The sequence below is a fragment of the Streptomyces sp. NPDC055025 genome (genome assembly GCF_053608565.1).
This window is the reverse complement of the sequence record NZ_JBSGVS010000085.1, coordinates 1-21301: the sequence shown is the minus strand read 5'-3', so window position 1 is coordinate 21301 and position 21301 is coordinate 1. Positions and strand designations below refer to the sequence as shown.

The 21301-nt window shown below is 67.5% G+C and carries 27 protein-coding genes and 5 other RNA genes; all 32 read left to right on the top strand.

Annotated elements, in window-relative coordinates; translation table 11 throughout:
* Window positions 1-22 precede the first annotated feature (22 nt).
* Window positions 23-835, top strand: a complete 813-nt coding sequence (locus ACWGDX_RS35400; RefSeq protein ID WP_453632355.1) for a hypothetical protein — start codon at window positions 23-25, stop codon at window positions 833-835.
* Between the two features lie 78 nt (window positions 836-913).
* The gene (locus ACWGDX_RS35395; RefSeq protein WP_453632354.1) at window positions 914-1360 is read left to right on the top strand and encodes a hypothetical protein; all 447 of its coding nucleotides are present in this window, start codon (window positions 914-916) and stop codon (window positions 1358-1360) included.
* A gap of 1923 nt (window positions 1361-3283) precedes the next feature.
* The gene (locus ACWGDX_RS35390) at window positions 3284-3556 is read left to right on the top strand and encodes a hypothetical protein (RefSeq protein ID WP_453632352.1); all 273 of its coding nucleotides are present in this window, start codon (window positions 3284-3286) and stop codon (window positions 3554-3556) included.
* Window positions 3557-3574: 18 nt separating this feature from the next.
* Window positions 3575-3650: hammerhead ribozyme type II (locus ACWGDX_RS35385), an RNA gene on the top strand.
* A gap of 19 nt (window positions 3651-3669) precedes the next feature.
* Window positions 3670-4698, top strand: a complete 1029-nt coding sequence (locus ACWGDX_RS35380) for a hypothetical protein (protein WP_453632350.1) — start codon at window positions 3670-3672, stop codon at window positions 4696-4698.
* Entirely contained in the window at window positions 4691-5011 is a 321-nt protein-coding gene (locus ACWGDX_RS35375) for a hypothetical protein (RefSeq protein ID WP_453632349.1), read from the top strand. Before ACWGDX_RS35380 ends, ACWGDX_RS35375 begins: the two co-directional genes overlap by 8 nt.
* A 136-nt stretch (window positions 5012-5147) precedes the next feature.
* On the top strand, window positions 5148-5612 hold the full coding sequence (locus tag ACWGDX_RS35370; protein ID WP_453632347.1) for a hypothetical protein: 465 nt from the start codon (window positions 5148-5150) through the stop codon (window positions 5610-5612).
* 12 nt (window positions 5613-5624) lie between these two features.
* A complete protein-coding gene (locus ACWGDX_RS35365) occupies window positions 5625-5945 on the top strand; it encodes a hypothetical protein (protein WP_453632345.1) in 321 nt (106 codons plus the stop codon).
* 4 nt (window positions 5946-5949) lie between these two features.
* An RNA gene (locus ACWGDX_RS35360) (hammerhead ribozyme type II) lies at window positions 5950-6014 on the top strand.
* A gap of 18 nt (window positions 6015-6032) precedes the next feature.
* Window positions 6033-6284 carry a hypothetical protein gene (locus ACWGDX_RS35355; RefSeq protein ID WP_453632343.1) on the top strand — a complete coding sequence of 84 codons (252 nt, stop codon included), beginning with the start codon at window positions 6033-6035 and terminating at the stop codon, window positions 6282-6284.
* Complete coding sequence (locus ACWGDX_RS35350; protein WP_453632341.1) at window positions 6281-6688, top strand: hypothetical protein; 408 nt, start codon at window positions 6281-6283, stop codon at window positions 6686-6688. The genes ACWGDX_RS35355 and ACWGDX_RS35350 overlap by 4 nt, the downstream gene beginning before the upstream one ends.
* A gap of 9 nt (window positions 6689-6697) precedes the next feature.
* An RNA gene (locus ACWGDX_RS35345) (hammerhead ribozyme type II) lies at window positions 6698-6762 on the top strand.
* A gap of 16 nt (window positions 6763-6778) precedes the next feature.
* Window positions 6779-7321: an antirestriction protein ArdA gene (locus tag ACWGDX_RS35340; protein ID WP_453632339.1), complete on the top strand. Its 543-nt coding sequence runs from the start codon at window positions 6779-6781 to the stop codon at window positions 7319-7321.
* Window positions 7318-7644: a hypothetical protein gene (locus ACWGDX_RS35335; protein WP_453632338.1), complete on the top strand. Its 327-nt coding sequence runs from the start codon at window positions 7318-7320 to the stop codon at window positions 7642-7644. The genes ACWGDX_RS35340 and ACWGDX_RS35335 overlap by 4 nt, the downstream gene beginning before the upstream one ends.
* A gap of 48 nt (window positions 7645-7692) precedes the next feature.
* An RNA gene (locus ACWGDX_RS35330) (hammerhead ribozyme type II) lies at window positions 7693-7762 on the top strand.
* Between the two features lie 18 nt (window positions 7763-7780).
* On the top strand, window positions 7781-8017 hold the full coding sequence (locus tag ACWGDX_RS35325) for a hypothetical protein (RefSeq protein WP_453632336.1): 237 nt from the start codon (window positions 7781-7783) through the stop codon (window positions 8015-8017).
* The gene (locus tag ACWGDX_RS35320; RefSeq protein ID WP_453632334.1) at window positions 8017-9300 is read left to right on the top strand and encodes a DNA cytosine methyltransferase; all 1284 of its coding nucleotides are present in this window, start codon (window positions 8017-8019) and stop codon (window positions 9298-9300) included. Before ACWGDX_RS35325 ends, ACWGDX_RS35320 begins: the two co-directional genes overlap by 1 nt.
* A gap of 26 nt (window positions 9301-9326) precedes the next feature.
* The gene (locus tag ACWGDX_RS35315) at window positions 9327-9896 is read left to right on the top strand and encodes a hypothetical protein (RefSeq protein ID WP_453632332.1); all 570 of its coding nucleotides are present in this window, start codon (window positions 9327-9329) and stop codon (window positions 9894-9896) included.
* Window positions 9893-10228, top strand: a complete 336-nt coding sequence (locus ACWGDX_RS35310; RefSeq protein WP_453632330.1) for a hypothetical protein — start codon at window positions 9893-9895, stop codon at window positions 10226-10228. Before ACWGDX_RS35315 ends, ACWGDX_RS35310 begins: the two co-directional genes overlap by 4 nt.
* A 5-nt stretch (window positions 10229-10233) precedes the next feature.
* An RNA gene (locus ACWGDX_RS35305) (hammerhead ribozyme type II) lies at window positions 10234-10299 on the top strand.
* A gap of 13 nt (window positions 10300-10312) precedes the next feature.
* Complete coding sequence (locus tag ACWGDX_RS35300) at window positions 10313-11200, top strand: hypothetical protein (RefSeq protein ID WP_453632328.1); 888 nt, start codon at window positions 10313-10315, stop codon at window positions 11198-11200.
* A complete protein-coding gene (locus ACWGDX_RS35295; protein ID WP_453632326.1) occupies window positions 11197-11553 on the top strand; it encodes a hypothetical protein in 357 nt (118 codons plus the stop codon). Before ACWGDX_RS35300 ends, ACWGDX_RS35295 begins: the two co-directional genes overlap by 4 nt.
* Before the next feature lie 11 nt (window positions 11554-11564).
* The gene (locus ACWGDX_RS35290) at window positions 11565-12128 is read left to right on the top strand and encodes a deoxynucleotide monophosphate kinase family protein (RefSeq protein WP_453632324.1); all 564 of its coding nucleotides are present in this window, start codon (window positions 11565-11567) and stop codon (window positions 12126-12128) included.
* 57 nt (window positions 12129-12185) lie between these two features.
* Window positions 12186-12653, top strand: a complete 468-nt coding sequence (locus ACWGDX_RS35285) for a hypothetical protein (RefSeq protein WP_453632322.1) — start codon at window positions 12186-12188, stop codon at window positions 12651-12653.
* Complete coding sequence (locus ACWGDX_RS35280; protein WP_453632320.1) at window positions 12650-13078, top strand: hypothetical protein; 429 nt, start codon at window positions 12650-12652, stop codon at window positions 13076-13078. Before ACWGDX_RS35285 ends, ACWGDX_RS35280 begins: the two co-directional genes overlap by 4 nt.
* Window positions 13079-13092: 14 nt before the next feature.
* Window positions 13093-13329, top strand: coding sequence for a hypothetical protein (locus tag ACWGDX_RS35275; RefSeq protein WP_453632318.1), 237 nt, complete (start codon window positions 13093-13095; stop codon window positions 13327-13329).
* The gene (locus ACWGDX_RS35270; protein WP_453632316.1) at window positions 13329-13625 is read left to right on the top strand and encodes a hypothetical protein; all 297 of its coding nucleotides are present in this window, start codon (window positions 13329-13331) and stop codon (window positions 13623-13625) included. Before ACWGDX_RS35275 ends, ACWGDX_RS35270 begins: the two co-directional genes overlap by 1 nt.
* A complete protein-coding gene (locus tag ACWGDX_RS35265) occupies window positions 13619-13789 on the top strand; it encodes a helix-turn-helix domain-containing protein (RefSeq protein WP_453632314.1) in 171 nt (56 codons plus the stop codon). The genes ACWGDX_RS35270 and ACWGDX_RS35265 overlap by 7 nt, the downstream gene beginning before the upstream one ends.
* Window positions 13790-14002: 213 nt before the next feature.
* The gene (locus tag ACWGDX_RS35260) at window positions 14003-15076 is read left to right on the top strand and encodes a tyrosine-type recombinase/integrase (protein ID WP_453632312.1); all 1074 of its coding nucleotides are present in this window, start codon (window positions 14003-14005) and stop codon (window positions 15074-15076) included.
* 761 nt (window positions 15077-15837) lie between these two features.
* Window positions 15838-17268, top strand: coding sequence for a DUF7405 family protein (locus tag ACWGDX_RS35255; RefSeq protein WP_453632310.1), 1431 nt, complete (start codon window positions 15838-15840; stop codon window positions 17266-17268).
* A gap of 72 nt (window positions 17269-17340) precedes the next feature.
* Window positions 17341-19488 carry an FUSC family protein gene (locus ACWGDX_RS35250; protein ID WP_453632308.1) on the top strand — a complete coding sequence of 716 codons (2148 nt, stop codon included), beginning with the start codon at window positions 17341-17343 and terminating at the stop codon, window positions 19486-19488.
* Window positions 19489-20130: 642 nt separating this feature from the next.
* The coding region (locus ACWGDX_RS35245; RefSeq protein WP_453632306.1) for an ALF repeat-containing protein at window positions 20131-21301 on the top strand (1171 nt) is incomplete at its 3' end.

Genomic DNA, 21301 nt, shown 5'->3' with positions numbered 1-21301 from the left:
GCTCGAACTCAAGGGAACACCCATGTCTACGTCCATGCACATGCCCTGGTACGCCAAGGCCGTCTTCGTGGCTGGCAGGCCGCTCGTCCTAGTGGCGGCACTCGCCATGTCCGTGCCCGGAGAGATCCAGATGGCACAGGCCGCGGGCTGGCACGGCTGGGTCGCCTGGCTCATGCCGGTCTGCATCTCCGCCTACGCAGCCGCAGCGGCCGTCATCGCCGAAGTCCGCCGCAGGATGGCACTGCCAGGTCGCCTTACTGCCACCGTCGGCGCTGGCGCCGCGCTCGGCCTGGCACTGTCAGCACAGGTCGTGGCACACCTCATCGAGCAGGGCTATATGAACACCTCGGCCGTTCTGGTGGCGATGGTCTCTGCTGTGCCGCCTCTGGTCGTGGCTCACATGTTGCACATGGCAGCCGTGCCGGCCGCCGAGGTCGCCGCAGCCGAGCGGCTCCTTGAACTCGAAGAAGTATTGGCGTACTTCGCCGGCGAAGTCGCGGAGGCTTTCGACCTGGCAGGCCGACAACTCGTGTCCAGGTGTCACGGCATCCTGAACGAGTACGAAGTGCTTGCTGACACCGTCGAGGAACTGACAGCCGAGGCGGACGAGATGGCGGACGAGCTGATGGGCGAGCTGGCAGCGGTGGAGAGGGTGGAGCGAAAGCCTCAGCGGCAGGGTACTGCCAGGAAGGCCGTCCCAATGGCCGTCGTCAAGAACACCGTCGCCGCCATGCAAGCCGAGGGCAAGAAGGTCACCGGTTCGACGCTGGCCAAACGGCTCGGTTGCTCCGAACGGTCCGGATATCGGTACCTGGGCGAGGCTCAGGCCGCCTGACCAGGACCCATGAGCCAGTCAACGCTTTTACTGGTAAAACCATTGACCAGTCAAGGCGTTGACTGGCATCCTGGCGGCATGACAGATGACCGCGAAGCTCTGATCTACGAGTACACGATCGTCGGGCCCGACCCGCAGGCTATCGACGGGCGGGAGATCGCCACCGGCATCGCAGCCGACTGGACGGGAACCGCTCACGACCTCGGCCGCGAAATCCTAAAGGGCTGGCTGGTGAAGCCTCCGATGGAGCACGCCGGGCAGGAGATCGAGGCGGTGGAAGTGGTGGGCACGAACGGTGCCTATGCCGCAGTCGATGACCCGGCACCGGCTGTGCCATCAGTGTGGGCCCTTGAAGTGGCCATCGAGGCGAAGCTTGTCGCCGACCATGCCGCAGAACAGGCGGGCAAGGTGCTGGCAGAAGCGATGCGCGGCGCGCATCGAGATGGCCTATCGAAGAACAGCGTCGCCAACAAGACCGGCCGCGTGATGTCCCGCCCGACCGCGCTTAAGGCCCTGAAGGGCTGACGCCCGAGAGCGACTCAACGGTGTAACCAGATGGCCGAGCCCCGTCGCTGAGTAAGCAGGCGACGGGGCTCGTACCGAAGGCGGTGGCGCACGTGTGGCTCGTGAGGGATTCGTCAGCGCCTCCGCTCTAGCAGCCGAAGGATGCGTTCGGAGAGGAGGCGTGCGTCACGTCGCCTGGCGGGCCTCTTCGACCAGACGGCCGGCATGAAGATGCCAACAATCACGGTCGAGAGCAGGCCAAGCAGGGCAACGGCGATCCAGGGGGCGACTGCGGCCGACGCTGTGACTGCGCTTGCGCCCAGCGTGATCAGCAGTCCGCGGCTCACGGGTCAAGGTTGCTGGCCATCGCAAAGTCCTTCCGATCGGAACCGGGTTTGGCGGGAACCCCGGTTCGGGTGGGTAGTGCCTCATCCCCGTTTGGCGCCGAGGGTGAGAGACAGGCCAGGGACCAATAGTCCAGAGACAGCGCAGCGCTGAGGGTGAAGGACTGGCCTGTCCCTCGGACCACAGCACCTTGCCCGGGACGTTTCCGCCGTCGCGTGTGGGTAGGGCCAGTTGTAGACGCGCGGGCCTCTGCCGTTAGGTATAGGCACTTCGTCGCATATTCTGGCATGTCTGGAAGGCGGCGGAGTCCGATAACCGTCTTTCGTGACGGCCGCGTTGCACGAGCGGAAGGCGCGCTGGCCGACCTTGGAACCGTGGCAGAACCCGAGCTGCTAAGACGTGGCGGTGCGGGCCTTCGCGTACCGGGGGTCATACCCCCACCCCGCCGGGCCTGGTCTAAGATCGCGCGCCATATGCGGACGCACTCACCCCCCGCACCCCCCAAGGCAGTACCCGGACCGGATCGCGGGCCGTTCGCCTGCCTGCCTGTCAACGGGCCAGAGTTCGGCCCGGAGAACGGCACAGACAGCCACCCGGACAGCCGCTAAAGGGCCTCTGAACTGCCGCTTTGTTCCCGGGATTGCAAGAGTGTGGCTATTGCTGTAGTGTTCTCCTCGTCGCCACAACGGGACGCCAGCCGCAAGGCGGGCCAGCGAAGCGGAGACAAGCACTCGAAGCGATTGCAAGAGTTGCTCAGGACGGGACCGACCCGCTAGGGTTGGGGCCAACGCCGAACGGGAACGCCGGGCAGCGGTCAGGACACTGGGATTGCCTGGCCGACCGGCTCTCGTGGCGGGTAGCAATGCAGCGATTGTAAGAGTTGCGCAAAACGGCCGAGGCCCGCTAGGGTCGAAGCCAAGCCGGACCGGCTCAGGCCGCTACGGCGAACGAACTGAGCTTGTCGCTCACCCGGCCCCGCCTCAAAGGCGGATGTCGCAACCGCATCGCGGTGTGGGTGGGTACGCAGGGCACAGGTGGGCTTGAAGGTGCGTGATCCGGAGGCGGGGCATCCTGCCGATGATGGGAGCGTGTCGGAGACGACGCCGAACCCCTGGGGTACAGCCAACGTGACAGGCAGTGGCGCGGATTCTCTTTGTCCGCAGTCCCGCCCGTACGGTCCTGGTGAAGCCTGCGAACCGCCCCGTTCTTCGGGGTAGGCGCTGGGTGAGAAGCAACCCTCGGATGCCCGTGGGAAGCGATGTCAGGGCAGCCGTGTGGACTTCGGAGGTCAGGGCTCACCGTTCATTCGAACGGGCCGGGAAACCGGCCGGAACGAACCGAACGGGCCGGAGGAATCCGGCCGGTTCGAGAGGTGGTGGAACGGTGAGTCCGATGGCTTGAGCGATCCGCCATCGTTACCCGAAAAGATCACCTTGCTGAACATCCGGCCCGAAGGGTCGGGCCTCCCGGACGCCTTGGGCGTAGGTGCGAAGCCACCGGGGGGCGCTGGGAACGGCCTGATCGTAAGAGTGTGGCTGTACTCGATCCGTGCCGCCGATCCGGCGGCCGATACTCACCGACCCCTGAAAGGGGACCGACATGACCGTCACCCTGAACAAGATCAACCACCCGACTGCCGGGCCGGACCTGGCCGAGCGAGCCGAGAACCTGGCGGAGCGCGCCTTCCTGCTCGCCCTGGAGCTGGACGCCGTGAAGGCCGAGCTGGTGGAAGCGGAAGACGAGCTGGCCGACATGGAGTCCGCCAAGATCGGCTGGATCAAGGCCGCCATGGGGCTGATGGTCGAGCGCGACCTCTGGAAGCTGCTCGCCCTCGAACTGGAGCGGAAGCTCGCCGCGCCCGTCGCTTCCTGAGCCCCGATTGTAAGAGTGTGGCGAAACGGTCCTCTCCTGATTGGAGGGGGCGTCGTCCCGGAGTGGTGTCCGGGGCCTGATGAGCCAGCCGCTCACCCCGAAAGCGAGGACCCATGCTGTACCCGTTCGACCCTGCGTCGGACGAGACTCTCGCGCAGTACGCCGAGGGCCTCGACGACGACTACGCGGCCTGGCCCACGTGGCACACGGGCAACCCCCTCGACGGGGACCAGCCGACGCACGTCGAGATGTTCACCTGGAACGACGACCGCGCCGGGTGGATCGGTGACAAGTCGAACTTCGAGGTGGCGCGCGACCTGATTCGCTCCGCTGCCGACGAGGGCCGCACCGACACTGTGGTTTCGGACGAGCAGGTCTACGAGTGCGGTGGTGGCTCCTCGGCCTGGGACGTGGCGCAGCTCTACGTCCAGGTCTTCGAGGGCGGGTGCGAGCCGGACTGTCCCGGCACCCATGCCGACGAATGCCGGCCGGGGTGCGACCCCTCCGAGGAACGGGACAGCCATGTCCTCGACGACCGCGACCGCACCCACGGCAGGCAGACCGGCCTTCTGGTTCGGGAGGGCGACTTCCGGTGCTACGAGTGCCTCGACACGTCCTTCTACGAGCGGGAGGCGAACGCGGCTGACGCCGACGAGCGGTGTACCTACTGCAAGGGGCCCGTCTTCCTGACCCCGGCGGTCATCGCTGAGCTGGAGGCCGACGCGGGCTTGTGCTTCGGGAAGGAGTGTGCGGGCGACTGCCACGGCACCCGCACGTACACCGCCGCGTTCCGCCTGGCCGTCGCCCTGGCCGAGTATGTCAAGCACGACCACCCCTTCATCGCCGAGGACGACTACTACGAGCAGCGCCACGAGCGCTTCATGGTCAACCTCGACGAGGCCCTGGAGGACATCCGGCTGCACTACCCGTTCGACTCCTCCGAAGACCAGGACTCCATCTGCGAGTTCGGTCGCGAGTCGTTCTGGGAGCTGGACCAGTGGGAGGACGCGTACGTGGACTGGAACGACGCCCGCGAGGCGTACGACGCCGCCCGGCGTGAACACTTCCTCGACCTCGGACGCACCTTCATGCGCAACGAGATCCCCGGTCAGCTCGCCCTCCTGGAGGCGGCCGGTGCGTGAGGACATCGCCATCCCCGAGATGCGCAAGGTGCCGCGTCCGTACTACCGGTCCTGGGAGAACAACCACTCCATCGGAGTTTCGTGCGCCATGCGCTCAGAGCCGGTGTCCGCCCGCGAGATCAGGGGCGGTGACCAGATCATCGGCCTGGCCGCGTCGCCCTCCCGCAACCGAACTGACGGGTGGCGAGTCGGCCGCGTCCTGATCCGGACCCGGCCCACCCCGGAGACCGCCCGTATCGAAATCGGCTTTCACGGCGAATGGGTGATCTGGGAAGGCCCCGCCGACACCCCCATTCCGGTTTACCGGCGCTGAGCCGGACATTGACCGCCGCCCCTTCCTGCTCCCCCTCGGGGAGGGGCGGCACCCAGCGAAGGCGAAACCCCAATCGGGGTCGGCGGGAGGTGGTCCCTCCCCCCTGACGATGCCAGCCAGCTTGCTAAGGACAGATATGCGCATCCCCTTCATTACCTCCGCCCTGGTCCGCCGCCGCGCGAAGGTCGAACTCCGCGAGCACATCGCGGACGAATACCTGGCCGCACTCGGCGAGAACGCTCGCCTGCACGCCGAATTGGAACAGATCCGCCAGGCCGCCGCCGAGGTGGCCGAGACCGGATTTGCCGTGCTCGTCCGCGAGTCCGCAATTCAGGACGCCGCGCACCACTTCGCCCAGGTCTTCGACGACGGAATGCTCGCGTCGATGGTCGGCACCTCCTTCACCTGCAACGAGGTCGACGCCATTGCTGGGCTGCTCATCGCGGCCGGCCGCGAGGACGCCGGGCTGTCGTGGCTGGAGTGCCACGCCGAGGGAGACGAGTACGGCGACGCTCACAACCAGGGCACCGAGACGTGGGACGACGACCCCCAGCCGACCGCGGTGGACCTCGCGCAGTACGCCCACGCCCTCGCGGCCTGAGTGGTGGACGCGATGACCGACTGCGACTTCTGCTGCCTGCCCGGGGCCCGGTGGCTCTACGTCCCGCAGCTCCGCGCCCACGTCGCCCTGATGAGCGACGACGGAGTGGTGAGCCCTCTCTTGAACGACGGCCGGTGGCGGGCCTGCGACCTCTGCTCGGATCTCGTCGACACGGACGACATGGAACGGCTTCTCACCCGCTCCCTTTCCACGCTCCGAATTCTCGGAGCCCCAATTCCCGACGGTGGTACGGAACTTGAGGACATGGCCATGGTCATGATGGCGCACTTCGCCACCGTGCTGGCCGGAAATCCGACAAAGACAGCTCTGTAGCAACTGGCGAAACTCCCGAAAGGGGGTCGAGGCGGGGTGGTGCCCGCTTCCTGACGATGCCAGCCGCATCCCTTTCAGTGAGGAAACATGGAACACCAGCGAATACAGGAAAAGGTCCGCGAGGTGCTTGCGGTCACCCGAGAAGTCGATAAGTGGCGCACGGATTACGACCCGGGCACGGACGAGTGGTACACGCTGTGCAACCTGGCAGACCTCGCCGAACAGCTCGTCTTCTCCCTGCCGAACGAGATGCTGCCCGAGGAGGAATCGCATCATCCCTCCGGACAGGAACACGCGAGTGTCGACGACCTGGTGAAGGCGTTGGGACTCGACTGGTGAGCTGGCGATACGACCTCTACGTCTGCGACTGCGGATACGAGCGCCCCGAGGAACACGACGGGACGTGCGGCGCCTGGCGCCACGCCGGCATCTGGCTCAACGACGGATTCCGCGACGCATTCAAGGCCGCAGCCCGCGAAGCGCACGCCTACGTCGAGACGACGAGCCCGCACACGGGCAACACGGCCGTGGCGTTCAAGCACATCAGCGGCGGCGGCCTGTGTGAGGACTGCGGCCTGGCGACCGGCCGGCGCGGTCCGTGGACCCGCTCCGTCGCGTTCACGAAGTTCCTGTGCGCCGAGTGCGCGGCGAGCCTCCAGGCGGCCTCGGACGGCATCAGCAAGTCCATGGGCGTGACCCGCTGGCGCAGCGTCCGCCCGGTTCTCGACGACGCCGAACTCTGACCGATTACCAGGCGAAACCTCCGAAAGGAGGTCGCGGGGCAGTGGTGTGCCCCGCCTGACGAAGCCAGCCGACATCAACAGCGAGGACACATGAACACCCTCACCTCTCTCGATACCCCGCGCGTGTGGATCGGGTGCCTGGCCTGCTACAACGCCGGTCGCCTGACAGGGGATTGGTACGACGCCGACACGGCGGACCTCGTGACCCCCGCAGACCTCCACGGCCGCGAGACCCAGCACGAAGAGCTGTGGGTCATGGACCACGACAACTTCCACGGCACGATCACCGGGGAGTGCTCCCCGAGCCACGCCGCCGAGATCGCCGAGGCCCTGGCCGGACTCGGTGACGACGAAGGCGCCGCCTTCGGCGCGTGGTTCTCCGAGTTCGGCTCCGACACGGAGCCCGATCAGTGGGTGGACCAGTTCCGCAGCGAGTTCCGCGGATTCCACGACAGCGAGGCCGACTTCGCCCGCGAGTGGTTCGAGGAGACCTCCGACGAGGCGGAGAAAGCCCGCCTGACCCAGTGGCCGTTCAACGAAATCGACTGGGAGCGCGCGTCGCACGACCTGTTCACCGGCGGATTCCACGCCGAGGACGCCTTCGGCGGCATCTACGTCTTCATGACCCGATGACTCCCGAACCCTGCGTCGAGTGCGGGGACGCGCCCGAGCTGCTCGACGAAGACCTGACCTGCGGCCCGTGCCGCATCCGAATCCACCTGGGAGCCACCGTCATGAAGAAGATCGTCAAGTTCACGGTCGAAGAGATCACGCACGGAGATGTCGAGATCGAGATCGACGTGCCCGAGGAGTTCCTCGACGAGGACGGCGAGGTCTGCGACGACGACGCCCTCCGCGACTGGCTGGAGGACAACGAGGGCGAGTGGTACGAGTGCGAACCCGCCTTCTGCGAGATCCAGTCGAAGGAAGTCGTCGAAGTCGTCAACACCGTCTGAGGCACAAGCGCCCGGCCCCTGCCATACGAAGTGGCGGGGGCGGGCGCTCGGCGAAACCCGCTTGGTGAGGGCGGGTCGTGAAGCGGTGGTGCGCTTCGCCTGATGATGCCAGCCAGCATCGCCCCCAAGGATACCGATGCCCAACACCCCTGCCCCCGTGCAGACCGAACCGCCCCTGAACGTCGTCCGCTGTGTGGAGTGCAGCGGCCCTATCCGCTACCCCGGCAACTACCAGCCGTACGAGTGCGCCGACTGCCAACGCAACGTCTACGGGAGCGACGGACTGATACGCCCCGGCTACCACTGGGAGATCGTCGGAGACTGGCTGACCAGCGTGGAGACCGTCGACATCGACTGGGACGAGGACGAGTGATGTCCTTCCGCTCCCTGGAGACGGCCGGCGCGCTCATCCCGACCTCCGAGCTGGACCTCGACCAGCTCTCCGCCGAGGAGCTGGAGCAGCTTGCCGCGCCTTGGCCGGCACGGTGGCTCTACCCGCCCGAGGAGGGCGACCCCGACCGCGTGGTCTACCTCTTCTGCGGACCCGGCGGCCTCGACGTGGGAGTCCGCGACGTTCTCGGCCACCAGCTCGACACCGTGGGCGTCGAACTCAACAAGGACGCCTCCGCCACGGCCCGCGCGGCAGGATTCCAGCGCATCGTCATGGACGTGCGGCACCTCGACCCCAAGCACCCCGCCCTCCGCTGGGTGCGCGGACTGATCGTCACGGCGCCATGCCAGTGCTGGACCCCAGCAGGCAAGCGAGCCGGACAGGACCCGCGCAATCAGGAACTTCTCTTGGACGTGTTCACCGCGGCCTTCGAGGCGACCTTCGGGCACTGGCACGACTCCGGCTCCTGCGAATGGGAAGGCGAGTGCCTGATCTGCGACGACCCGGAGTGGGATGGGTTCGGCGGATTCACCGGCCCCCTTCTCACGCTGGACGAGGTTCGGGCCCCGATTGCGCAGATGACGGACGAGCGGATCGGCCTGATCGCCGAGGTGTTGATCTGGTCGCTCAGCCTGACCGCGCAGTGGGACAACCTCCGGTGGCTGGCCATGGAGCAGAGTTCGGCCCTGCCGGAGCTGGTCCTCGACGGCCTCCGTGAGGAGCTGTGGTCGGCGGACTGGTGCAGCGCGGAGTACCGCGTCCTGGACGCCGTGGACTACGGACTCGCTTCCCGCAGGAAGCGCGTCTTCATGATGGCCGCGCGTCACTCCTACGTGGATCTCGACGCCCTCACGCCCAAGGCGCCGATGCCGACCACAACCGCAGCCGAGGCCCTCGACTGGCCGACCGGTATCCGCGTCAACACGCGTGGCGTCCGTAAGACGGCCGGCGGGAACTGCTGGAGCGCGGACAAGCCCGCGACCGGTATCACCTCGAAGATCAGGGGTTGGTACTGGGAGCACGACAAGGACCGCAGGTTCAGCCTCGACGAGGCCGCGCTCCTGGTCGGCTTCCGCCCCGGCTACCCGTGGACCGGCTCCCGGTCGAGCTGCACCCAGCAGATCGGCGATGTGGTCGCCCCACCAATGGGCGGCGTCGTGATCGGCAGTCTGCTCGGCCTCGACTGGGAGCCCCGGCTCCGCGCCTACCTCGCCGAGATCTACTCCACCACCGGAGGACGACCAGCTCACGCACTGGCCGCCTGACCCCAACTCACCTGCAAGGAGAAACCATGCACGACATCATCGACACGACCGAGGACGGCCGTTTCCGGGTCCGCCTGGTCCCCGACGAGTGCGCGATCAACCCGCGCGAGGACTTCGACCACCTGGCGCATGTGATCACCATCGACACGCACCTCGGCTGCTACGCACCCGTCGACAAGGACGGCGGCCCGCTAGCCGACGCCTGGGGCCGCGTGAGCTGGAACCGGTGGAAGGGCGTCGAGACCTTCACGCGCTGGGCCCGCATCTTCCACAACGCCATCGTCATCGAGTCCCGGCCCGAGCGCGGCGCCGTCTCCCTCTGGTACCTGATGGGCGAGGACGCCGAAGATCTCGGCATGCTGCCGGAGGCGTACCTCGACGCCGAGCGGGCGGAGTACCAGGCATGGGCTGACGGCGAGGTCTACGGGTACATCGTCGAGGAGGCCGTCGACTGGGTACGGACCGACGACGCGACCGAGACCAGAACCGAGTGGGAGGAAGTCGACTCCTGCTACGGCCACTACGGGTTCGAGTGGGCCGTCTCGGCGGCGCGCGACGCGCTCCGCTTCCACACGGCGAAGGCGCTGGTCGCATGAGCACCCACACCGAAGCCGTCGCGCTGTCGGACGGAGCCAGCCTCCGCGTCCGCATCGAACGCGGCCCCACCGGGGACGCCATGTTCCACGAGCGCAACGCCAACAACCCGAGCGGGGGCGGCCAGATCTACTGGCTCGGCGAGCACCTCTACCTGATCTTCAACGGTGAGCTGCTGGCCATGCAGGACCCGCGCTTCGAGTTCGCCAGCACCGTCGAGGAGGCCGCCGAGAAGGCGCTCGCCTTCTTCGTCCAGTGCGCCGAGGGCTGCATCACCCACGCGAAGGAGTGGGGCATCCCCGTCGCGCAGTGTTACACGCTGACCCCATTGTAAGAGTGTGGCGAAACCTCCAGGAGGGAGGTCGTCGCGGGGTGGTTCCCGCGGCCTGATGAAGCCAGCCGAAATGAGGAGAAAACCATGACGACGAACCCGCCGGCCACTCCGATCGAGACCGAGTACGGCACCATGCACGTCCGCCGCGTCATCGACGCCGAGGTGGACCCCGCCAAGAAGGACTGGATCGCCTCCTACGAGATCACCGGCCGCCGCGTCGCCGGACTCGTCCACGTCCTGCCGCAGTTTCGCCGAGAGGTCGAGCTGCTGCCTTCCTTCTTCGAGGTGCTGGTGACGAGCACCGGATACGACAAGACGCCCGCCCACTTCACCGTCAACGGCGTCGACATCGACAAGGGGACGACCATGCTCAGCGTCGCCGAACCCGAGGACGCGACTCGGTTCCGGTTCCGCCGAGTCCTGGCGGACTTCAAGACCGAGGTCATCTCCGACGCTGCGAACGATCGGATGCGCGCTGCACTGCGCTCCGTCCTCGAAGCCCACATCGCCGACACCCAGCTCGTCTGGGAGCACGCCACCGCGTACGCCCGCTACCGACTCCCAGGGCGGCGCCACGACACCACCATGACCATGAAGGCCACGGAGAAAGAAGTCGCCAAGCTGGAGGCCCAGATCGAGGGCCACCGTCAGCAGCTTGCCCTTCTGGCGAACTTCGAGGAACTGGCCAACGCGCTCCGGCCGGCCGCCTCCAAGCCCGAGCGCACTCCCATCGCTACCCTCGCCGCCGGGGACAGGGTGACGGCTACGGGCAACGACACCAGAGGACACACCGTGACCCGCGTCGGGCGGCTGCTCGCGAACCCCGAGGTGGTGACGGTCCAGGACTGGGGCAAGCGCGTCAAGAAGTGGCGCCTGCACATCTCCGACGAGCCCGACGCCACCCCGACCCGCTCCAACTCGGTGACTCTCCACGCGGACGGCGACTTCGCGCGCCTCCCTGCCGTCGCGTGAAACACCACCTGCGGAAGCGGCCCGAGCAGCGTCTTCAGTGCCTGCGCTGCCGGGCCGCCTTCACCGACCACGACTCGGCGAGCAGGTCGACCTTCGCGTGCCCCGGCGAGCCCTTGGTGCACGGACTTCTCGGTCGCCGTGAGCACATCCGCTACCCCACCTGGTCCAAGGACCGGAGCTGTGAAAGCTGGGGTTGTCCGGACCCCGACCCGACCCACCAGTGGCACGGGCCTGACCCGTACTGCGACGAACTCGGCTGCTCGTTCTGCCTGCACGACTGCGACTGCGACGTGTGCGAAGGCTCCGTGCACGCGCCCGGCCTGCATCGGCTCGTCGACAGCCTCGAAGGATAGGAACCCCACCAATGAAGACCCCACTGCTCGGACTCGCGGGTGCCGCCCGCTCCGGCAAGGACACCGCGGCCTCCTCGCTCGCGGACTGCGGCTGGCAGCGCAAGGCGTTCGCCGACCCCGTTCGAGAGATGCTCTACCACCTCAACCCCGTGTTGATCGACCCCCTGAGCGAGGCCGGCACGACCACCGTCGCCTGGGAGGTCGACAACTACGGCTGGGACTACGTGAAGAGCGAGTTCCCCGAGGTGCGCGGGTACCTCCAGCGGCTCGGCACCGAGGCCGGACGCCGGGTGATCGACGAGCGGATCTGGATCGACACCCTCTTCAGGGACTACGGGAGCTGGGGGAGCCCGGCCGTCATCACCGACGTGCGGTTCCGCAACGAGGCCGAGGAGATCAAGGCCCGAGGCGGCCTGGTGGTCAAGATCGTCAGGCCGAGCCAAGCCCTGATCGACGGAGCTGAGCACATCAGCGAGAACGCCCTTGGCGGGTGGGAGTTCGACGCCACGGTGCTCAATGTCGGCACCGTCGACCAGCTCGGTGCCAGCATCCGTTCGATCGTCGCTTCAATGTAAGAGTTGTTCAGGCGACATCATTGAGATAGTGTGGCAATCAGAAGGAGGGAACACCCCATGAACGCAACCACCACCCTTATCGGCAGCCCCGCTGTGCTCGATGAACTCCCCGCCGGCACGGAGGTCCAGGACGCGGACGGCGACAGCGGAACCAAGACCCGAGATGGAGGCTGGAAGGTCGCCGGCTTCGGCTGGGCACTCGACCCGGACTGGTTCCGCTTCCCCGTCCACGTCGTCAACCCGACCGCCGAGACCGCCGAACTCGTCGCCGACCTCGCAGGCCCGCAGACGCCCCACGTTCTCAAGTCGGAAATCCGCGGCATCCTCGGCGACATCCACAGATTGTGGGAGAAGCAGGAGGCCGAACTCGACGAATTCCGCGACGAGGATGGCGACGTACCGGGCGACAGCCTCCGCGAATGGGATGAGCTGCGGTACGACGCTCACCCCGAGCAGGACTCCGAGATGCTCGGCACCGTCGTGAGCCGCCTGGAGAAGCTCCTCGACCCCTCTGGTGGCGCGTGAGGATCACCCCCCGCAAGGAGGAGGTCGAGGCCGTTAAGGCGCTGCTGGAAGATCCAGGCTTCGACAACGCCGACCAGATGGCGAAGGCGCTGATCAAGGAGGTCGGCGAGATCCTCCAGATGCGCGACTGGGTGGCCTTCGTTCACACCTGGAGTGACGGAAGCCGGGGTCTCAACTGGGCTCCGTTCGGAAATGAATCCGAGGCCCGCGCCTTCGCCTCGAAGCTCTCCATCGGCGGCACCGGCCGCCTGGTCAAGCTCTACGCCCCCGGCGTGATGCTCGCCAACGTGGACGGCAAGAAGGGCTGGAAGGGCTACTGCCAGCACCCCGACTGCGGCCACGCGCCCTTCACCCACTCCGCCGCCAGCGCTGCCCGAGGCGCCTGCCAGATACCCACCTGCCCATGCGACAAATTCAGGAAGTGAGCAAGGAAAAGCGTATGTCCATCACGACAGTCGAGTTCAGAACGTGTGAGTGCGGAGCCAAGCGCGGCTACGAGGATGAGCGGCTGGCCGCGAAGGCGTTGGGCAAGGCTCAGGCCAAGCGCCACCGCGCGGGAGATCGCAAGGGGACGCGGCGCGGGCTGCTTCGCGAGAACCGCTTCTACGAGTGCGACTACGGCATGTACCACCTGACCTCCCAGTCCCGCATGGCCCATTACGGAGCCACCGCCTGATGGAGTACAGCGAGAAGGCCCTCAAGAACGGATGGGGCTGGGTACTCGGAGTCTCCGGTCAGGAATGCCGGGTGTACTCGCGCCACGTCCAGCAGTCTCCGGCGGAAGATCCGGCGGAGCTGCTCGGTCGAGTCGCGAAGATCCTCGGCGTCGAGGACCCCGTACTCGCGCCAGCTGCCATCCGAACGCTCCAGACGGATCGAAAGAAGGCGCTCGACTCGGCGGCCCCTGCTTGGCGCGCAGTCCACGACCTTGCTGCGGCCGAACTGCGTGAGCGAAGGCGGCCCGAGTGCTGACCAAACTGCTGACGCTCGACGAAGTGGCCGCCTACCTCGATAAGCCCCGTAGCTGGGTCTACGGCAACTGGCGGCGTGCCGAGATCCCCTTCCGTCGCATCGGCAACCAGCTTCGGTGTCGTCCCGCCGACCTTGAGAAGTGGATCGACCGGCAGGCCACCTGACAGCCCCGCAATCCGCCTACCCCACCACCGAAAATGAAAGGGAGTGACATGTCTGTAAGCAAGCGCTGCAAGTGCGTCTGCCTCTGCGCCGAGAGGTGCAGACACAAGAACCTGGAGAAGTGCGTTTGCCTCAAGCGTTGCGAGTGCGAGCGCGTGGACTGCATGCACGGCTGGACGGCCCGTGTAAGGGACGCCAACGGCGACCCGGCCGACATGACGTTCAAGAAGAAGTCCGATGCCCAGGCGTACGAGCGCAAGGTGCTCGACGCCAAGGACAACGGACTCGCTGTCAGGCCCAAGCACCTGCGGACGACGTTCCTGGCCTACTCGGAGGAATGGATCAAGCGACCTGGGCGAAAGCCGGGAACGCAGGAGTCGTATGAGATGAATATGGCGAAGCACATCCAGCCCGCCTTCGGTGGGATGTTCCTGCACCGCATAGATGCCGTGGACGTACAGCGCTGGATCGACCACGATTTGGTTCCCAAGGGGCTGGCCCCCCGTACGATTCATCTGATCTACGCGACGTTCCGTTCCTGCATTATCAGTGCCGTCCGTAAGAGAATCATCCCCTTCTCGCCGTGCGTGGACATTGTTCTGCCCGAGATCACACGCAAGGGCATCGTCCCGGCGACGCGCGAACAGATCTGGGCTCTGTATGAGGCGATGCCCGAGCACAGCCGGGCCTTGATCATGCTGGGTGTCGGATGCGGACTCCGCTCGGGTGAAGCCTTTGGCCTGTGCCGGGACTCCATCGACTTCGCGGCCGGAACTCTGGTTGTGCAGCGGCAGGTCATCGTCCTGAAGAACAAGAAGCCCTTGCTCGTCGACTACAACAAGACCAAGAGTTCGCACGGCCGAGAGGTGCCGCTTCCCGCGTTCACGCATCGTGTGCTCCTTGACCACCTGGACAGTCAATCCGTGCTGGTCGACACCGAAGGCAGGGAGATCCTCTTCCGCTCGTCCAGAGGCAACGTGATCCGCCGCAACGCCTTTTATAAGACGTTCAAGCGGGCGCTTGCCGTGGCTGGACTCCCCGAGGACTTCCGCTTCCATGACTTGAGGCACAGCTTCGCCTCGCACGCCCTGGACCAAGGCGTCGCCGAGTCCACGGTGCAGATCTACATGGGCCACGCCTCGCCGGACGAGCTGCGCGAGGTCTACCGCCATCAGGTGAAGGGTGCTGCGGCGCGAGACAGGAAGGCCCTTGAGACAGTTTTCTTCGAGGAGACTGAGGATGTTGAGATCCCCGCTGAGGTGTTCGAGCATGGAGAGGCCGCCGCCTAGAAGTGGCGGCGCCACCCCTCTTCGCCAGGGGTGTGGCGATGGCGTGGCGATCGGCTTCTTCCGAACCACGTTTCCGCAGGTGAAGACCTGTATGTGCACCCTTTCCGGCGTACAGCCCGACTCGTCTGCCGCCACCTGCGGCTTTTCCTGGGAAAGGGCCTCCGGCCTGTGAGGCGCCTCGCGTTTTCCGGACAGGCGTTTGATCGTCCATTTCACGCGTGAATTCGATGTGGCGAGTGATGTGCTGCCGGGCGTTCTCACGGGCCGGGTAAGTCGCCCTTGACGCACGCTCGTTCTTCAGGGCGCCGAAGAAGCATTCGGCCATGGCGTTGTCGAATCAGATCCCGGTGCGAACTCGGCCGGCATGCGGTCGCTTCCGCGGGCGGAGTGGAATAGCGCGCCGGCCGAAAGGTTCGTGTTCTTCGCCGTGTTGCGGATCGCCCTGGATATCCGAACTCGTGCTTGCTTGCCGACGGGGATCTTTCGTTGTCCCAGGCCGCGTGTTGGCTTCGATGCCCCAGGCCCATGTGGTTGTATCGCGGCAGTCAATCACGGTCATTCGAGCAGGTCAGGCCTTCGATGCCGGGTGATGGCGGACATCTGCTCCACAGTGGGGAATACGTTTCATGACAGATGGCAACGAAAATACGCGGGCGGGGCGATCGCGCGGGAAATTGAGTAGGCGACGCCTTCTTCAAGGGACAGCGGGCACCTTCGGTGCCGCTCTGGCGTCCGCCGGAATCTATAAGATGATCGATACCATGGTGAAACCACCGGACCGGACCGCTGCCGCCGGCGGCCCGCCCATCCAGGAGCAATATATCCTGCAGAACGAGCAGGTGGTCATGGTCAATGGCTCGGGTGTGAAGAGCGGCAAAGGCACGATTGCGGTCCGGGTGCCGGCCCTGCACGATCATGTCGTTACCGCGAGGCTGAATGTATCGGCGAATGCCAAGGAGTTGCGGGAGGCGCAGCACCACCTCGAATCCGTCCTCCTGGATGTGGAACGCCGATTTCCGCCCACGCCCACAGGAGTGGCCACCACGGTGGCCTGGGGACTGCCCTACTTCCGGCAGTACATTCCAACCCTGGGCAAGGTGTCGGGCTTCTTCAAGGCGGGAACGCCGTACCCGGCGTATCTGCCGGTCGATCTGGTGACCTCCAAGACGGAGGGCCGTACCGTATACGCGGTGCAGGAGGCCAGGACGTTCCCCAGCGACGAGCCCCCGCCCGGCTTCGGACCGGTCCGCTTGGAACAGAACGACGTGGCCGTGCTGCTCCGCAGCGACTCGATCGCCAATATCCTGGCGGCCTCCGACGCCCTCTTCGGGCCTGGAAGCAACCGGGCGGGCAGCCTGTTCACGGTGACGAGTATCCGCCAGGGCTTCTCCGGGGGCGGTTTCTACGGGCAGCAGGGCCTGCCGAGCAAGCTGGCGCTGGCAGCCGGTATCCCCGGGGCGCGGTCGATCCCCCGGCAGGCGCAGGGCTTCCTCGGCTTCGCCACCACCCTGGATTCGAATATGGGACCCGGCACCATCGCCAATCTGGAGACCCTGCCCGGCCTCACCGATCAGTGGCCCGACGGTTACTTCAAACAGGGCACCACCATGCATCTCTCGCACCTGTTCCAGGATCTGGTGACCTGGTACGAACAGAACTTCCCCCAATTCGGGGACCGCGTCGGGGCGATGCTCCATCCCGGACTCTCGCCCGCGCCCGCGCCGGGCACGCTCGCCCTCCAGCCGGCGGGGCAGAGCGAGGCCGAGGTGGCGGAAGGGGTCAAGCGATACCACTCCTACGGCCACACCGGGAGCATGTCGGAGGTGGACAGCACCACATCGCCGATGACCAGCAACTACGGGAAGGCGTACCCCACGGGGACCACCATCCCCGTGCGCGGCGACTTCGACACGCTGGACAATCCGTTCCACTACACGTCCGATCCGGCGGCGGACCACTACAGCGAGAAGCCGGCGGCCGGGCTGCACTTCGTTCAGTTCCAGCCGACGATCGCGCTCTTCAATCTCGTTCGGCTCTCGATGGACGGCCACTATCCCGACAGGACACTCCCTGTCGAACCGCGCAGCCCTCACGCCGGTATCAACTCGGTCCTGAACACGACCCACCGGCAGAACTATCTGGTTCCACCACGCCGCCACCGCTCCTTCCCGCTTGCCGAGTTCCTTGTCTGACACGCGCCGCGCGCCGGGTTCTCAGGGCTGTTCAGGCCGCCTCCCTCCGGTGCGCGGGGACGGCGGGCAGCCGTGACCGACCCTCTACGCCACCGGGTGAGCGGGGGGCTGCGGTCCGCCCGCGGCTACTGGAGCGGGATCCGGTGGCGGAAGCTGCTGGAGCTCGGCCCGTTCCACTGGCGGGATCTCGCGCCCTGGCGCGCGGTCCGGGTGACGGTCGGTGTGGTGGTGCCGCTCGTGGCCGGGGCGGCCGGCGGGCATCTCGACTACGGTGCTTTCGCGTCGCTGGGAGCGCTGCCGGCCGGGTTCACATCGTTTCAGGGCGTGACCCGCAGCCGGGTGACGGCCGTGGCGCTGGCCAGCGTCGGCATGGCCGTGTCCACCTTCGTCGGCGGGACCACCGCCGCGGCCGCGCCATGGATGCTGGTACCCGTCGTCATCGTCTGGGGGTACATCGTCGGGCTGGCCGTGTGTCTCGGACCGCGGCTGAGCGTGGCGGCCATCCAGTGGTCCGTCGCGCTGCTGATCGCGGTCGCCATTCCACTCGGACCGAGGGACGCGGCGCTGAGAGCCGGTCTGGTACTCGCCGGGGGATTGTTCCAAGGCATTCTCGTCGCCCTTTCCTGGGCATTCCGGCGAGGCGACCGGGAGCGCGCGGCGCTGGCCGAGTCCTACCGGCTCCTCGCGGCGTACGCCTCCCGCCTGGCGGCCGGGCACTTCGGGCCGCCGCCTGCGAGGCCCTTCCCGGCCGCCGCGGCGCTGGCCGACCCCAACCCGCTGCTGTCCGCGGCCGTACGGCTGAACCACCTCGGCCTGCTCGAACAGGCCGAGCGCGTCCGCACCTCGCTCGCGGCGCTGGCCGAGAGCGCCGCCGACGGCCTCTCGGAGGCCGTGTCCGACTTCGCCGCCGCCGCCCGCGCGCTGGACCTCGTCGCGGACACACTGAGCTCCGGACACGCCGACCGTGTCGAACGGGCCGGCGAACTGCGCCAGTACGTGACAGAGCTGGGTGCTCACTCCGGCACGCGGACGCACTGGGCCGCCGAGGCGCTCTTCGGGCAGCTCCGTGCCGTCACCGGGGAACTGGCCCGCCTCGACTCGCCGGCGGGGCGCGGCCCTGAGGGCGACGGGAAGAGACGAACCGTCGTACCGACCGCGCAGGACGACATCGGATGGACCGCGCTCACCCTGCGCGCCAACCTCACCCCCGCCGGCGAGACCGGACGTCACGCGGTGCGGCTGGCCGTGGTCGCCGGGCTCGCCGAAGTGCTCGTCCAGACCACCGGCCTGTTCGAGGGCCGGTGGGTGGTCCTGACGATCTTCCTGGTGCTCAAGCCCGACTACACCTCCACGGTGTACCGCAGCACCCAACGCGTGATCGGCACACTGGCCGGGGCCGGCCTCGGCGCGGCGGCGGCCTGGCCGGCCCACTCCGCCCCAGGCTGGCTGATCACCGCCGCCGCGCTCACCGTCGCGGCGGCCTATGCCCTGTTCGCGGTGAACTACCTGCTCTACAGCTGCTTCCTCACCGCCTACATCGTGATCCTCCTGGACATCCTCGGCTTCCCGGCGGAGACCACCGCCATGGCTCGCCTCGTCGACACCGCGATCGGAGGGGCGATCGCGCTCGTCGCCTACTCCGTGTGGCCGACCTGGGAGGGCCTCACCGCGCAGGAGAAGTTCGCCCGGCTCGTCGAGGCCAACGGCACGTACGCCACCGCCCTGCTGCGCCAGCTGGCCCACCCCGGGGCGTTCGGCCCGGCCCAGCTGCGCGCCCTGCAAGCCGCCGCCCGCCGCGCGCGCACCGACGCCGAGGCCTCCACGGCGCGGCTGGCCGAGGAGCCCCCGCATCCCCCGCTGACTCCCGCCGCCGCCGTGACATTCATCGCCGCGGTGGCCAGGCTGGCCCACTGCGAACTCTCCCTGCACGCCGTCGTCCCGCCGCACGGGTCGGCCGCCGGCAAGGGCGGTGCGACGGCCCGTACCGATGCGGGCCGGCTGGACACCATGGCCTCCGCCTTCGGCACCACGATGAACTCCCTCGCCGAAGCGCTCAGAACCCTGGAGCCACTCGGCCCGCTTCCCCCGCTCGGCCGGCTCCGGACCGAGCCGCGCCACCCGTCCACGCTCGACCCCCGTCTCCCGCTCATCATGGACAACCTGGCGGACGCCGCCGATACGCTGACGGACGTCGTGCGCCGAACTCTCGCCCCACCGTGAACGGGCGCGCGTCCGCGCGGGGGGCGCGTCAATCGGGCGTGGTGTCGCACTCCACGAGCAGGACGCGTCCGTCGCCCCTCCTCAGCTCGATGCCCTCGGTCGCCAGGACATCGGCGGCACCGGGGTAGGTGTAGTCCTCCACCGCGACCGGCGGTACGTCGGCCGCCGCTCGTGATATGTCGGCCGCCGCTCGCGAGGTGGCGGAGTCATGGCGGCGGCGAGGGGAATTCCGATGACCGCGACGAGAGCGCCGAGGACCCCGGAAATCAAAAGGCTACGGGTGCGGAAAGCCATCCCGCACTCCTTACTGGCATGGCGCCTGCATATATGAGGGCCGTTGTCCATCGAGTAATGAAAGTGAAAAGGCGAAACCGAAACTTAACCTCCCTGTTGACCGGTCGTCAATGTGATTTAACCCTTCAACTCTCGTCAACTCCATGACAGTTGACGGTATGTGACGACAAGTCATGGGCTGTCGGACGATCAGTGACGCATTCCGCTCATAGCGCCGTCGGCCGGATATCCGATTCACCCGAAAGATCGCGAGCGTTATGCTCACTTCTCCGATATTTGGCGACCGGTGATATGTGTCGCCGATGACGAGACGGGTGTCCTGTGAATCGAAGAATGAACGGGCGGGAAATGCCCGGGAAAGCGTCGCGCGTGCTGCGCGCGGCGGCATTGGGCCTGCTGCCCCTCACCCTCACCGTCGGTCTGCTGGGCTCCGCGCCCGCCACCGCCGGTGAACTCCCCCGGGAAACGGCGCGGATCGCCGCTCTCGCGGAGGTGACCGCGACCGACCGCGGTCAGGTCGTCGACTTCTGGAAGGAGGGCGGTCCTGGTGTCAAGGCCGCTGCCGAGGCGGCGCTGACGGGCAGTGACGCCGATGTGCGGACGTTCCTGGCGGCCGTGGACGATCTGTCCTTCCAGGACGAGCGGGTGAGCGCCGCCCAGCTCGCCTCGGTGGGCGGTACGGAGCTGCTGACCGCCGCCCGTACGGCTCTCACGGGAACCCAGGAGGACCTGGAGGTCTTCCTGAACTGGGGCTGGGAGGCTCCGATGGAGCAGGATGACCGGGTGCGGGCGGCCCAGGTCATCGACGCGGGCGGGCCGAATGTGCAGGACGCCGGGCGGGCCGCGCTGAACGGCTCGTCGGACGACGTCAGGGCGTTCCTGCGGGAGGGCCAGTACGTCCAGCGCGAGCAGGACGAGCGGGTGCGGCTCGTCCAGGTCATCAGTGTGGGCGGTACCAATGTGCGGGCCGCGGGCCGTATCGCGCTGAGCGGCGGCGCCGCGGACATCCGGGAGTTCCTGGAGGTCGGGCAGTTCGTCGCCCGTGCCAAGGACCAGGAGCACGCGACGGTCGCGCAGCTCGCCGAGCAGGCGAAGGAGGCGGGCCGGCAGGCGGCCAAGGAGACCGCGGCGGCCAAGGCGGAGTCCGCGAAGGCGGTCGAGGCGGCGCGGCTCGCCAAGGAGGCGGCGCTGAGGGCCGCTTCGGAGGCCGAGGCGGCCAAGGACGACACGGACAAGGCGGCGCGCGCCGCGGGCCGGGCCGCGAAGGCGGCGTCCCAGGCCGCCGCTTCGGCGCAGCAGGCGATCGACGCGTCGCGCGCGGCGAACAATTCGGCGCGGGTGGCGGCGAACGCGGCCTCGCAGGCGGCCGCCGCCGCGGCGGGTGCCTCGCAGGCGGCGTCACGTGCGCGGAGCGCCGCCGCGGACGCGGCGGTGGACGCGGGCAACGCGGCCGCGGCGCGGACGGCGGCCGAGAACGCCCGTACCGCCGCCAAGGGCGCGGGACTTGCCGCCGACGCGG